Below are 12,487 nucleotides of genomic sequence, written 5' to 3' on the forward strand. Positions count from 1 at the left end.
CTGTCGTCAGGCGCCCTGTCGCACCCATGTGGTGGTGCTGTGCTGCGCCTGTGAGGGGGACCGCCCGGTGACTTCGGCGGCCGGCCGGGGGACGGCCGGGGCGGACGCGGGCAGGTGCACGGTGAACACGGTGCGGCCGGGCACGCTGTCCACGGTCACGGCACCGCCGTGCGCCGCGGCGACGGCCTGCACGATGGCGAGCCCCAGCCCGGTCGACCCGGTGGCGCGCGAGCGCGCGGAGTCCCCGCGGGCGAACCGCTCGAAGACGTGCGGCAGCAACTCCGGCGCTATGCCCGGCCCGTTGTCCTCGACGTCGACGCACATCCACGGCCCGCGCCGCTGCACGCGCGCGGTCACGGTCGTGCCGGGCGGGGTGTGCTTGCGGGCGTTGCCCAGCAGATTGACCAGCACCTGCTGGATCCGTGCCGCGTCCGCCGTGACCAGGGCCGGTTCGTCGGGCAGGTCGAGCCGCCAGCTGTGGTCCCTGCCGGCCGCGCGGGAGTCGCTGACCGTGTCGACGATCAGCGGGAGCAGGTCGGTCCGCTCGAACTGGAGCGGACGGCCGGCGTCCAGCCGGGCCAGCAGCAGCAGGTCCTCCACGAGCAGGGTCATCCGGCCGGCCTCGGACTCGATCCGCCCGAGGGCGTGCCGGGTGTCGGGCCCGACCTGTTCGCGGCCGCGCCGGGTCAGCTCGGCGTACCCGCGGATGGAGGCGAGCGGGGTGCGCAGCTCGTGGCTGGCGTCGGCGACGAACTGCCGTACCCGTGTCTCGCTCTGCTGGCGGGCGTGCAGGGCGCCGTGCACGTGGTCCAGCAGCCGGTTGAGCGCGGCGCCGACCCGGCCGACCTCGGTGTGCGGGTCGCACTCGGACTCCGGGACCCGTTCGCTGAGGTTCACCTCGCCGGTGTGCAGGGTGAGTTCGGAGACCCGGGTGGCGGTGGCGGCTACCTTGCGCAGCGGGCGGGTGGCGACGCCGACGAGCACGTACCCGGCGATGGCGGCGGCCACCAGCCCGGCCACGGTGACGCTGGCCTCGATGAGGATCAGGGCGTTGACGTTGTCGTCGACGTCCTTGGTGGGCAGCGCGACGTAGAAGGCGTCGGCGCTGTCCATGGACACCCGGTAGCGGACGAGGTAGTCGCCGAGCCCGGGGAGCTCCACGGTGTACGCCCTGTCGTCCTTGGGCACCGTGTTCAGGGCGTTCTTCTGCGCGGTGCTCAGGTCGTCGGCGCGCATCTTCCGGAAGAAGCCGTTGTCGTAGTCCAGCTGCTCCGAGACGGCGGCGCTCGTGATCGCGCCGTCGCGCACGTAGGCGGCGACGGTGTTGCGCTGGGTGGGCCCCCTGGTGAGCAGGTTGGTGACCTTCTCGGCCGGGGTGTCGTTCGTCTGCGGCGCGGGGCCGGGGACGGCCGGTGCGTCCGGGCCCTGCTGCATGTGGCCGGTGGCGCGCCGGGCGATCTCGGACACCTTGCCGTCCAGCTGGTAGTACAGGTGCGAGCGCAGCGCCAGCGTGGTCACCGTGCCGATCACCGCGCACACCACGGCGACCAGCACCACGCACGCGACGACGAGCCGCGTCCGCAGGGTGCGCGGCTGGGCCGCGCGTCGCTGCCGCGGGCGCGGCCGTCGCCGTCCGCTCATGACACGGCGGGCTTGATCAGGTAACCGGCGCCGCGCCGGGTGTGGATCATGGGCTCGCGTCCTGCGTCGATCTTCCGGCGCAGGTAGGAGATGTACAGCTCGACCACGTTGGCCTGGCCGCCGAAGTCGTACGACCAGACCCGGTCCAGGATCTGCGCCTTGCTGAGCACCCGGCGCGGGTTGCGCATGAGGAAGCGCAGCAGCTCGAACTCGGTCGCGGTGAGGTGGATGGACTCCCCGGCCCGCGCGACCTCGTGGCTGTCCTCGTCCAGGCTGAGGTCGCCGACGACGAGGACGGAGTCGGAGCGCCGGTCGGCGGCCCCGGACCTGCGGATCAGACCCCGCAGCCGGGCGACGACCTCCTCCAGGCTGAACGGCTTGGTGACGTAGTCGTCGCCGCCCGCGGTGAGCCCGGCGATTCGGTCCTCGACGGCGTCCTTGGCGGTGAGGAAGAGGACGGGCACGTCGGGCAGGTCGCGGCGGAGCCGGCCCAGCACGGAGAGCCCGTCCATGTCGGGCAGCATCATGTCCAGGACGACGGCGTCGGGCCGGAACTCGCGCGCGGTCCGCAGGGCGCCCTGCCCGTCACCCGCGCTCCGGATCTGCCAGCCCTCGTAACGCAGGGCCATGCTCAGCAGTTCGGTGATCGACAACTCGTCGTCCACCACAAGCACGCGGACGGGGCTCCCGTCCGGCCTCAGCAGTTCGGTGCGCCCCTGGGGCGAGGTCGTGGTCATGGTGGACACCCTGTCGGGGGCCTCTGAGAACACGCTTTCACGAATCTGTGATTCTCCTGAGAAACACACAGGAGCCTCTCAGCGAACGCCTGGGTGCCCCTCACGATCGGGACAGGCGTCAGAACAGGCCGTCCTGCTCCCTCCTGAACTCCCGTACGGGGAGCGTGAGGACGTCGGCGGCCGGGGGCAGCGGGACCAGCTCCCAGCCGGTCATCAGCCGGGTGTCGAGCACCACGGCCCCCCGTCCGGCGACCGCCAGGTGCAGGTCGGGCCCGGCGGCGGCGACCAGCCGGCCGCCGAGGGCACCGCCCGCGACGAGCCGGACCACGGCGCCGGCGGCGGCCGGCGCGCCGGCCAGCCCGAAGTCGCGCACGTGGTCGACGGGGCGGCACGGTTCGGCGGTCAGCGCCTCGGGCCACCCGCCCAGCGCGACGGCACGGGCGTGCAACTCCCTCACCTCGGACGCCCGCTCGTCCTCGGTATCCGGCAACTCCGCCCGCACCGCCCGCTTGTCGGCGTACGGGATCCGGTCCGGGACCCGCAGGGCCGCCCGCAGCAGCTCCTCGGCGCGCCGCGCGGCCATCAGCGGCCCCGTGCCCAGCCAGCTGAAGCAGACGGCCCCCTGCTCCAGCAGCCGTGCGGGACCGCGCTCGACGGCGGTGATGCCGACCTTGACCATGCCGGCCCCGAACCACGCCAGGTACACCCGGTACGGCCGCGGATCGTCGGCGAGGGTGTCGGCGGCCACGGAGTGCGCCCGGTCGAGCCGCGCGCACTCCTCGCACCGGGCCCCGGTGCTCCGTTCCGGTACGGCCGCCCGCACCGGACAGGCGTGCCCGCGCGCCCCGACGCAGCGCCGCACCGAGTCGGCGGGGACCGCGAACGCGACCCGCTTCCCCCAGGACAGCGCGCTGCGCCGCCCGCCGTCCCACACCAGTGCGGGGCCCTCCGGCGTCCAGCGCAGCCCCGAGCAGCTCCATGTCCGTGCCATCGCCGTCGAGCGTAGAAGGCGGGTACGACAGTGGGCGGCGCGCGGTCGCCCGGCGGGCGCCGCGGGGATCATTCGGCGCGCCGCACGGGCATCACTCGGCGCGCCGGACGGAGATCACTCCGCGGCCGGGACGGGGACCGGTTCCGCGCGGACCTCCCCCGGCACCACGGCGGCCGTGGCCCGGCCCCGCCCCGCGAGCCGGCAGCCGAGACACCCGGGGTGCCCGTGCCGGGCCTGCTCGTCACGGACCCGCAGGCCCCACTCGCTTCTCGGCCGGATGCCCGGCGGCTTCCCCCAGCCCGTCAGATGCAGCGCCCAGGTGACCAGCGCGCTCACGGCCACGATCACCAGACCGCCCACCACGAGCGGCCCCGAGCCTGCGCAGATCCCCAGCCCCACCACGGCGCTCCCGACGGTCGCGATACCGACGCCGGTCCAGCCGGCGATCGTGTGACCCTCTTCGTACAGACTCATGGCGTGCCTCCGGGAAAGATTCCCTCACGGGCTAAGAGATTTACCGAACTGAATATCTCACGAGCTAAGGGATTTAGGAAGATGGACGGCACGCCCCGACCGCCCGCCTCCCCGGCGCAGGCCCTGTCGGCAATGGACCACCTCATCGCCGCGCACTTGATCGGGCAGCAGGAACTGGCCCGGCGGCTGGGACTGAACGTCACCGACCTGACGTGCTTCGCCTTCGTGCTGGAGGCGGGGGAGGACCTGCTCACGGCCGGCGACCTCGCGGCCCGCGCGCACGTCACCACGGGCGCGGTGACCGGCATCCTCAACCGCCTCGAACGCGCCGGCTACGTCACCCGCCGCCCCGACCCCGCCGACCGCCGGCGCGTCCGGGTGGCCGCCGTACCGGAGGCGGTGACCCGCGTCGAGGCGGTGTACGCGGGCCACTACCAGCGCCTCACCGTCCTGTTCGCCGACTACTCCCCCGCGGAACTGGCGATCATCACCGACTGGTTCACCCGGGCGACGGCCCTGGCCCACGACTACCTGGAGAAGCTGAACCGGAACGACCCCGAGGAGGAGTGCTGACCCCCGGCCCCCGAGGGGCCGCCCGGCCCGGCCCGGCGAAACCGCCGAAGGCCCCGAATCTCTCCGGGGCCTTCGGTCTGTGTGCACTCGGCAGGATTCGAACCTGCAACCTTCTGATCCGCAGCTCTGCAGAGGTCGGTCGGGGATGGTCATACAGGTCGCGCATCGGTCCCAAGGGGACGCTATGGGGTGGGGACCACGGCGCATCGGTGTTGTCTGCCATGGATAGCCTCCAGGCTACGAACTGCTGGGAGATCAAGGAGCATTGGTGCTTGACGAGCTGAGTGGTGAGCCAGTGCGAGGCCTTTATCCGTCTCAATGTCCGCTGTGTGAGGGGCCGCTCGTCAGGGCGGAGGGAGTTGCCGCGGGTATGCACCCGCTGTCCATAAAGGTCCGTCTGGCGGGTAAGAGGCTGGCGCGTCAGCGCGGGACCAGGGTCTTGGTGTGTGACCGGTGCAGCCATGTTCTGCTGTTTCTACAGCCTCCCCGGTCCGCAGAAGGAGAGGATGCCGGTCTGTGAAAGCACACGGAGGGCGAGCGGAGGTGTGACCCGAGTCCGGGACGAGCATTGGCGCCGCCCAGGAATCTCGATGACGCTTTCTGCGCAGACGGTTGCCGGAACGAGGACGACCCACCGGCTGTGGGCCGCGTACGAGCTGGCGATCCGCATCGGCCCGCGGCGTGGTGAGCTGCTGGGGCTGCGCTGGTCGGATGTGGATCTCCAGGAAGGGGTCCTCACTGTCCGGCAGGCTCTACAGCGGGTCGGCGGTGAGCTGCTGATCGTCGCGCCGAAGACGCAGCGCTCGGCCCGTCGCGTGGCGTTGCCGTCCGAGTGCGTGACGGCGCTCCGCGCCCAGCGGCCCCACAGATCGCGGACCGAAAGGCCGCGGGCGCCAACTGGAAGGGAACGGGTCAGGGCCGAGTCTTCACCACCAAGAACGGGACCCCCGTCGAGCCCCGCAACCTGAATCGCTCCTTCGACGCCCTGTGCGTCCGTGCCGGCGTCCGCAAGGTCCGCAAGGTCCACTTCATGACCTACGCCACACCTGCGCCTCGCTGCTCCACGAACAGGGCGCCGACGCTCGCATGATCATGGAAGTCCTCGGCCACAGCTCGATCCGCGTGACCATGGACATCTACACCTTCGTACGGCTCGACTCCCAGCGCTCCGCCTTCGACCGCGTCGGGGACGCCCTGCGAGCTGACGACAACGGGCCGCATGATGACAACGGCATGAGCGGTGTCCTCGTGGCCGACTAGCTGCTGCCCTTGCAGCCCGCGGCTGATGGCATGTCGCGGCATAGCCGGTCCTGATGGGACTGCGCCGCAGCCCCACCGAAGACGATGAAGCAGATCAGGGCGGCCATGATGGCCTGGGTGGCAACCGTCACGACGGCCCCGGCCCGCGAGGCGATCGCGGCTGCCGCGATGGCCAGGACTCCGACTCCGCCAGCGGCGGCCAGGTAGTTCCACAACGAGTCGGTCGTGACGGTCTTGCCTGGGTCGAGGTTGAACCCGGACAGGAACCAGAGCCCAAAGATCACCGCCAGGGCGATCAGCTCCAGGAACACCAGACCGCATCCGGCTCCGATGTCCGCGCCCCGGTCGGCACGGGGGCGCTGTCCCAGGCCGGTGGTCGCGTCGAAGGCCGGCGGGGCGACGGGTAAGTTCATACTCGTCACCTTGCTCGTGCGGGCGAGGCGGGCGCATGAGTAGGAGTACTCAGCTCCACCCAGGTGAGTCCCATGATCCACATGACATCCCTGATCGGCCCTACACCCGCCCTCTGAGGCGGTGCCGTCAAACACTGCCGTCAAGGCAAAAGCCAGAGGCCCTGTGGATCACTCCACAGGGCCTCTGGTCTGCTGTGCACTCGGCAGGATTCGAACCTGCAACCTTCTGATCCGTAGCTCTAAGTAGGACGGTCACAGAAGGTCATGCAGGCTCCGGGGAGGGGCAGGTCGACCACCGTTGGACGCTGGCGGTTGCTGGCGTTGCTGTACTTCGTAGCTGTACAGCAGCATCCCCTCCGCGCTGAGGGCCTGAAGCTCGAACAGTTCCCGAGTGACGGCGACGAGGCATCGTCGGCCGCCCTGCCTGCTCTCCCAAGGGCGCTTCTCACGTCATCCGGGCGGTACAACGGCAGCACCGCCGCTCTCCACGAGGACGGCAGGACGCTGATGGTCCGCACCGGCGTGCGGCAAGTGACGCTCCCTACATCCACATGGCGCCGTACCGTGCGGTAACTCTGAACCGTCTACGCGCGTGTACGAGCCCCGGCCTGGGGCGCTCGCCAACGTGTCCATGCGGAGCCCCAACTTCCCTGCACACAACGGGAATTAGGGATGATGTCGTGGCACTGAGTGCCTCCCGTGAGCATCGCCACAAATCACCGAATCGATTGGGATTTTCGGTCATCGGTGCGTCAAGATCCGTCATCACGACAAGTCCCCATCACAGGAACGGTGGGGCCGTCCGGGCGGAACGCCGAATCCTGCCGCCGTTCGGATGCCCAGTCGCTTCACACGGACACGGCAGGAGCGGGGGACCCAAGGTAGGTGCCGAAGCCAGCGTCGATCGCTGGTGCGGCTAGGGGTGAAGCCGTGTCCCGATCAGGGATGCGGCCGGGCAACTCAACCGGTCCGAATCCGACAGCTCACCTCGCAGGCGATCAACGAAGGATCGGTTGCAATGAGTGCGGCACACGGCAGCACACAGGGTCCGGGTACTGGCAACGTCGGTAACGGCGGCGGCAGTAACGAGGACGACGACAAGTCCAGGACGATGCGGAAGTACGAGACCGCGATCATTCTCCTGGTGGGGCTCCTCGGCGGAGTCTTTGCAGGCGGTCTCCATCGGGCGATGGAGAAGGTCTCGTACTACCAGGCCGGTACCACGGCAGTGCTCGCCACGAGCGGACTGACCCTTTTCATCATCGGGATCGTGCGGTTCGCCCGGGGACAGTCTTGATCACCAAGCACGGCACAGCTCTACCTGGTCGTTCCGCCATCCCTAGGACCGACTAGAGGGACTACACGGAGAACCCGTGTAAGCGGCACCTGAGGACACACAGGAGGCCCTGGCTCACAAGTCAGGGCCTCCCTTCGTGTACGGACCGTGGGCTCCCACTCGGTTCAGATGCGAGGTGCTGAGTCTGTGCACCACAGCCAAAGTATGCGGTCACGAAGTGGTGCAGACCGTCCAGTAGCGCGCTCACGGCCTGAGCCGGTCTTGCTGAACGTCGAAGCAGATCAGCCCCATGGACTGCGCGACGGCCGCCGCGTAGGCCGATGCCTCTTCAGCCATGCTCCACCGCATGGCGAAGTAGATCAGCGGACCGCTTGCCTCGTCGATCAGCGGACCGGTGGACCAGGGCGAGGTGTCCTCGTCGTCCTCGGTGATGTCGCGCCACCGCTCAAGCAACGCAGCGACGTAGGCCGCAATGCGTTCGGAGGGAGGCTCCTCCACCTCCCCATCGATGTAGCGGTCGTACAGATCGCTGAAGATCTGGCCGGCGGTCTTGTCATCCGCTGGTCTCTCGCCTTCCCAGACAGCAAGGTCGTAACTCATGCCCGGGAGGCTCCCATACCGCACTGACATCCGCGCAGTCAGTCAACGGCGCGAGCGTCAGCCATAAGAAACGACGTCTTAGACGCCTACTTGAGGATCTGGCCGCATCCTCATCAGGTCGATCACAGAAGACCTGAGGGCTGGAGGGTTCCCAGCCCTACGACTGTCCACCGACCGCTGAGGGCCGCTCTCGTGCGGTCGTGTTCGCCGCTGTTGGTGTCAGCCGTTGGTGTCAGATGTCAGCGCTGTTTTTGACAGATCAGTCCCCTGTGGCCTCTCCCGATGACGCCAGCCCTGGGACCAGCAAGTCAGCCCGAGGCCAGCCAGCATGAGCAGACTCTGGCCACGGAAGGGCACCAGCCACGCCGCCGTGAGGCTCGCCGCGATCAGCAGCGTCCCTGCACTCCATACGCGAGGCTGTTTCACTCCCTTGCGCACCCAAGGGAGTGCGATGCGCCCAGTCGTCATGGCCAATACGCCGATCACGCACAATGTCAGCGCCATCACGAGAATGACTGTAAGAACGACAGACACGCGCCCCTCCCCGGCACCTACTCCTAGGCACTCGCCGAAAGGCTCTCAGCGCTCGTCGCGGGACACAATGCCGGAACCTAGCCGGCTACACCCCTGAGGTCGGTGCAGTCTTGTGCATCTGTAGCCGTCCAAGCTAGGTGCCTGACGTGGGATTCGCGTCATCACGCTTGAGCGGTGATACCTCATTGGCAGCTATGCTTGCAGTATTGCGCATCTTAACGATTATGTCTCGCAGATAGTTAACGCCGCGAAACTCGTAAATGCTTTCCCGTATGTGCCGTTGCATGTTACGCAATTCGGCTCGGTATCTCAATCCGGCGCTGTCTACTTCTTCATGAGAGAATACCATGGAGTGAAGAGGGTTTTTCGCGTCTGAAATGCTAACTTCAATACCGTTCCCCTCAAGCGCCGATGCTATTTTTCCGGCGTTAGTGAAGACGGTAATGAAGAGGCGGCCGTGAATCAGATCAGATATCGCCTCATGGGGAATTTTGTAGAGGTAGAAGGGGAGATACAAGTGGGCGCCACGTCCCTGCTCCTCGGGAATCGTTGAGATCGTAACGCTACTTTCGTGCCGCCCTTCGTTTGTGAGAATTCCGGAGTCTCGCACGTCGGTTACGAAGCGTTCATCATCTATGATCTCCGGAGTGAGTCCTGTTGGAGAATACACAGCGGCGTACAGGAATGATCCGTCTATGCATGTGCTCGCGTAACCGGTGCTTCTTGCGTCCGCGATTATCCGCCTAACATCCTCCCAATGGTGACTGGGGGTTGAGTCAACGTAAGTTTTGATGGACTTACGGCCGTACACCTCAAAGATCTTGTCGACTTCTGCATCGCTGAGCGTGACTACATCAGCCATGCGTTGCGTCTGACGGCCGATCCTCCTATCGGGGCGCTTGCTCTGGGATGCTCTGTCGATGTCGCCGGAAGTAGGGCGAGGGGGCCGGGCATGGCTACTGTCCGCATCGGAAGTTTCTCGTCGCATCTCCAAAAAACTGATGTCGACGTTATAGCGCGCCGAATCCTTACCGTCATCGCCGACGAAGTTCCCGAGGTGCCGCGTTTTAACCTCGATCGTTCGCTTCTCGCTGGTATCAGGCTTGACGAACGTGACGTCCCCGATTCGCATAATATCTGTGATGTCATGCAGGAGGGGGAATCCCCAACCGTCATTAGCTAGGTGTTGTGAAATCGCTAGGAGACCCTTGGTTCCATGACCCTCCTGTGGAACCGGAACCGGGTCATTGTTTGAAAATGGGTAAAGGGAGCGCCTGTCGTTGAGAAGTGCCCATGCGAAGGCATCGCCGAGGCGTCTGGCCAGCCATCGACATAGCTTCAGCGATTCCAGTGGCCCGGAGCTAGCTTTAGTCGTCTTGAGCCGCCATTTCGTGGCGGCGATTTCCTTCTGTATGTCTTGTTGCAGCTGAAGGAGATCCAATTGGAACTGCCAAAGGTCATTTGGGGTGTTCCAATTACTGCCGAGGAGTCGAAGGGTCAGATCCTCGACCCTGGTCACCAGTTCAAAGGGCCTGCCTGAATAGACAGAGTTGCCTTCGGTGGTTGAAGGTTCAGACGTCACCTAAGGAGTGTGGCGGATGGCGGTTGCGTTCGCCACCGGTTTCGCCGAACTTCCCTTGGTTGCTATCCGACAGCTCCCGGTTCCTTGCGCCAAGAGCGAGATAGTCTTGTGCCGCCGGCTCGGAGCTATATCGGCGGCGCCTCTCGGCGGTGAGCTCGCACTTGGTCGTGATCAGGGACGGGCACCGACTGACGGTCCACTTCAAGAACCCTCTCACCCATGATGAGTGCCTGCTCCAAGTCGCCCTCACGCGCCGCGTGACTACGAGCGTGACCCGCGCTTCCGCGTTGCGCATCGGTGAGGCGTCCATCGCCTCCGCACGGCTTCAGGCAGCGCTAAGCGCCCCGCACAGGTGCGCTCACCTGACGACGGATAGTCGGGGCCTGGCAGCCGACGTAGGGGGCACGGGTCGCCCTGAGCCCGCCCGAATGGTGACTACTAGTCCGAATATCCAGCTACTGAGCTCTTGAGTACTGACGTTTAGCTCGTCCGCCACTTGGCGCGTTGAAATACCCTTCACTTGCGCCAAGTTAAACACCTTTTCCAGCAATTGAGACTTCTCGCGAGTCGGGATACCGCGAGGCTCAGATGACCGATAACCCTGCTTGCTCAACTCAATACAGGCCTTACGATAATGCCAATCGGAAAGCATTTCGAGATCGTGCAGCCTATAGGTGAGCGCCATTGCTGCAACTTTCCAAATCTTCTTGGCGCTGATGATCTGAGACGGGAGTGGAGATTTGGGAATATAACTTCTTACGCTGGCTTCGGGCATAAGAAAGGCGCTTGCGAAAGCATTTGCTTCCTTCTCTGCCGGTGGCCCCTGAAGACCCCGCTCCTCCCCGTGCAGCACGAGGTGACCCAGCTCATGAGCCACATCGAATCGCCCACGCTCCGGACTCTTTAGCGTGCTCAAGAAGATAAACGGCGTGCCATTTCGCCAGAACGAAAATGCGTCGACCTCGGCAAACTCCGGCGGCAAAGAGAAGACGCGAACTCCGCGCGATTCGACCAAGTGAACCATGTTGGAGATCGGAGTATCATCGAGACCCCAACGCGTGCGCAAGACATTTGCCGCACCCTCTGGATCTAGACGACCTAGAGTCGGAAGTTGGGCAGCCGGAAGCTTGTAGCGAACTTCGATCCACTCATTAAGCTCCAATGCCAGGGTGCTAGCAGCCAATGCGGCGTCTCTTGGAGCCGCAGCTAGCTTACTTCGAGCACGGAATGACACAGCATCTGGAGGCAAGATCTCAACGTCAGGTTTCCGGAAAAATGACTCTGGAAAATCCAGTGCAGCTGACATTTTCGCGAGCGTCTCGCGGGTCGGATCTGTGCGGCCCGTCTCGTAGTTGGATAGGCTTTGGAGGCTCACCCCCACCCGCTCGCTGAGATCCGCGAGGGTGAGCCCCCTTCGCTTGCGAGCGATGGCGATACGCGAGGAAGAAAAAACCATCTACTACCGCCACCCTCACATATGACCGGAATGCCCCTATCTCACCACTCTTCAACGGGAACGTCGAAGCCGGTGTCACCGTCAGGGTAATCGAACGTCTTTTTGAATCGAATGGCGGGGAGGATGATCCTCCGGTCCCAGCTGTCGATCTTGCCCTGGGCTCCCACCCTACTGGGGAGGGACAGCTCGCTCCGCACCTCGATGAAGCCCTGCTTCCTCGCCGCGTACCGGTAGGTCAACAAGTACCAGGTAGTCAACCGCGCATACTCGTCGTCGGTGAGTTCCGCTTCGGGATCATCCTGCGGGGGCAACGGGAAGAGGCCGGGGTCAAGATCCTGGTTGCGAGCCACCAACGACTCCTTCGCCACCCCCGCCGGCCTGTGACTCCGCGGCTGCGGGTTCCCGGGCAGGCCGGTACGAGCATCGCCCAGCAGGACACCGATGGCCATCGTCCTGTCGGGGTTGACGCTGAGCGGAGACTGCTTGGGGTCGTACCGCTTCCACTGCCCCTCAGTCCGGAGCAGGTAGCGCAGCGTGCGCACTCGGGCGAAGTAATCCATCGTGCCCGCAGCGTTGTTGGCGTCGTCTTCCGTGGCGCCGGCCCGGGCTTCTTCTCCTTCGCTGATGAGGCGCTCGAAGTACTCGTACTTCAGGCCCAACTCCGCGAGCTCAGCTTCATGGCCACCGCGTGCATCGGGTCTGGCCCAGGCGTTCGCGCTCACACACCCCTCCCGTGGGGTTATAAGAACGCTCCCTCAGGTGAGGGGCGATTTTTATAAGCGTAGCGTGCGCCACTGACACTCGCGTGTGTGATGTGTAGTCAAGTACCGTTCTGTACAGGTCATTCACGCACTGGATGAGGGAGCACGGTGCCTCGCCCACCACTCGCCCCGCTCTCATCCCGTCCGCCGTCGACCCACACACCGTGG

Annotated in this window: 13 protein-coding genes and 1 riboswitch; of the genes, 3 read left to right on the forward strand and 10 right to left on the reverse strand. The window is 65.8% G+C overall.

What is annotated here, in order from left to right; genetic code table 11:
- Positions 1-6 precede the first annotated feature (6 nt).
- From V7E45_RS14445 to V7E45_RS14460, 4 genes are all read right to left on the reverse strand, one after another.
- Complete coding sequence (locus tag V7E45_RS14445; protein ID WP_333774545.1) at positions 7-1,641, reverse strand: sensor histidine kinase; 1,635 nt, start codon at positions 1,639-1,641, stop codon at positions 7-9.
- Entirely contained in the window at positions 1,638-2,378 is a 741-nt protein-coding gene (locus V7E45_RS14450) for a response regulator transcription factor (protein WP_333774546.1), read from the reverse strand. The genes V7E45_RS14445 and V7E45_RS14450 overlap by 4 nt, the downstream gene beginning before the upstream one ends.
- 118 nt (positions 2,379-2,496) lie before the next feature.
- Positions 2,497-3,369: a DUF2797 domain-containing protein gene (locus V7E45_RS14455; protein WP_333774547.1), complete on the reverse strand. Its 873-nt coding sequence runs from the start codon at positions 3,367-3,369 to the stop codon at positions 2,497-2,499.
- A 114-nt stretch (positions 3,370-3,483) separates the two neighbouring features.
- Positions 3,484-3,843 carry an HGxxPAAW family protein gene (locus V7E45_RS14460; protein ID WP_333774548.1) on the reverse strand — a complete coding sequence of 120 codons (360 nt, stop codon included), beginning with the start codon at positions 3,841-3,843 and terminating at the stop codon, positions 3,484-3,486.
- Positions 3,844-3,924: 81 nt separating this feature from the next.
- Between V7E45_RS14460 and V7E45_RS14465 the strand changes: the two genes are divergently transcribed.
- Together V7E45_RS14465 and V7E45_RS14470 are read left to right on the forward strand one after the other, a co-directional pair.
- On the forward strand, positions 3,925-4,416 hold the full coding sequence (locus V7E45_RS14465; RefSeq protein ID WP_333774549.1) for a MarR family winged helix-turn-helix transcriptional regulator: 492 nt from the start codon (positions 3,925-3,927) through the stop codon (positions 4,414-4,416).
- A gap of 987 nt (positions 4,417-5,403) precedes the next feature.
- Positions 5,404-5,676, forward strand: coding sequence for a tyrosine-type recombinase/integrase (locus tag V7E45_RS14470; RefSeq protein ID WP_333774550.1), 273 nt, complete (start codon positions 5,404-5,406; stop codon positions 5,674-5,676).
- Here V7E45_RS14470 and V7E45_RS14475 read toward each other — a convergent pair.
- A complete protein-coding gene (locus V7E45_RS14475) occupies positions 5,673-6,089 on the reverse strand; it encodes a DUF6234 family protein (protein ID WP_333774551.1) in 417 nt (138 codons plus the stop codon). The two genes, V7E45_RS14470 and V7E45_RS14475, sit on opposite strands and share 4 nt — an antisense overlap.
- 826 nt (positions 6,090-6,915) lie before the next feature.
- Positions 6,916-7,101: riboswitch (cyclic di-AMP (ydaO/yuaA leader) on the forward strand.
- A gap of 6 nt (positions 7,102-7,107) precedes the next feature.
- Here V7E45_RS14475 and V7E45_RS14480 point away from each other — a divergent pair.
- Positions 7,108-7,386 carry a hypothetical protein gene (locus tag V7E45_RS14480; RefSeq protein ID WP_333774552.1) on the forward strand — a complete coding sequence of 93 codons (279 nt, stop codon included), beginning with the start codon at positions 7,108-7,110 and terminating at the stop codon, positions 7,384-7,386.
- A gap of 243 nt (positions 7,387-7,629) precedes the next feature.
- Here the strand turns inward: V7E45_RS14480 and V7E45_RS14485 are convergent, their stop codons facing one another.
- From V7E45_RS14485 to V7E45_RS14505, 5 genes are all read right to left on the reverse strand, one after another.
- Positions 7,630-7,986 carry a hypothetical protein gene (locus V7E45_RS14485; protein ID WP_333774553.1) on the reverse strand — a complete coding sequence of 119 codons (357 nt, stop codon included), beginning with the start codon at positions 7,984-7,986 and terminating at the stop codon, positions 7,630-7,632.
- Between the two features lie 219 nt (positions 7,987-8,205).
- Positions 8,206-8,520, reverse strand: a complete 315-nt coding sequence (locus tag V7E45_RS14490; RefSeq protein ID WP_333774554.1) for a hypothetical protein — start codon at positions 8,518-8,520, stop codon at positions 8,206-8,208.
- 133 nt (positions 8,521-8,653) lie between these two features.
- Complete coding sequence (locus tag V7E45_RS14495) at positions 8,654-10,102, reverse strand: hypothetical protein (protein WP_333774555.1); 1,449 nt, start codon at positions 10,100-10,102, stop codon at positions 8,654-8,656.
- 358 nt (positions 10,103-10,460) lie between these two features.
- Positions 10,461-11,558, reverse strand: a complete 1,098-nt coding sequence (locus V7E45_RS14500; protein ID WP_333774556.1) for an XRE family transcriptional regulator — start codon at positions 11,556-11,558, stop codon at positions 10,461-10,463.
- A gap of 41 nt (positions 11,559-11,599) precedes the next feature.
- Positions 11,600-12,280, reverse strand: coding sequence for a hypothetical protein (locus V7E45_RS14505; RefSeq protein WP_333774557.1), 681 nt, complete (start codon positions 12,278-12,280; stop codon positions 11,600-11,602).
- Between the last annotated feature and the right edge of the window lie 207 nt (positions 12,281-12,487).

This window comes from Streptomyces sp. IBSBF 3136, from assembly GCF_036815105.1.
GTDB lineage: Bacteria > Actinomycetota > Actinomycetes > Streptomycetales > Streptomycetaceae > Streptomyces.

What these genes read in the sequence shown, in the direction of transcription:
- V7E45_RS14455 (WP_333774547.1), bottom strand. Translation starts at nt 3,369, where the DNA reads ATGGCACGGACATGGAGCTGCTCGGGGCTGCGCTGGACGCCGGAGGGC.
- V7E45_RS14460 (WP_333774548.1), bottom strand. Translation starts at nt 3,843, where the DNA reads ATGAGTCTGTACGAAGAGGGTCACACGATCGCCGGCTGGACCGGCGTC.
- V7E45_RS14480 (WP_333774552.1), top strand. Translation starts at nt 7,108, where the DNA reads ATGAGTGCGGCACACGGCAGCACACAGGGTCCGGGTACTGGCAACGTC.
- V7E45_RS14500 (WP_333774556.1), bottom strand. Translation starts at nt 11,558, where the DNA reads ATGGTTTTTTCTTCCTCGCGTATCGCCATCGCTCGCAAGCGAAGGGGG.
- V7E45_RS14475 (WP_333774551.1), bottom strand. Translation starts at nt 6,089, where the DNA reads ATGAACTTACCCGTCGCCCCGCCGGCCTTCGACGCGACCACCGGCCTG.
- V7E45_RS14465 (WP_333774549.1), top strand. Translation starts at nt 3,925, where the DNA reads ATGGACGGCACGCCCCGACCGCCCGCCTCCCCGGCGCAGGCCCTGTCG.
- V7E45_RS14485 (WP_333774553.1), bottom strand. Translation starts at nt 7,986, where the DNA reads ATGAGTTACGACCTTGCTGTCTGGGAAGGCGAGAGACCAGCGGATGAC.
- V7E45_RS14445 (WP_333774545.1), bottom strand. Translation starts at nt 1,641, where the DNA reads ATGAGCGGACGGCGACGGCCGCGCCCGCGGCAGCGACGCGCGGCCCAG.
- V7E45_RS14450 (WP_333774546.1), bottom strand. Translation starts at nt 2,378, where the DNA reads ATGACCACGACCTCGCCCCAGGGGCGCACCGAACTGCTGAGGCCGGAC.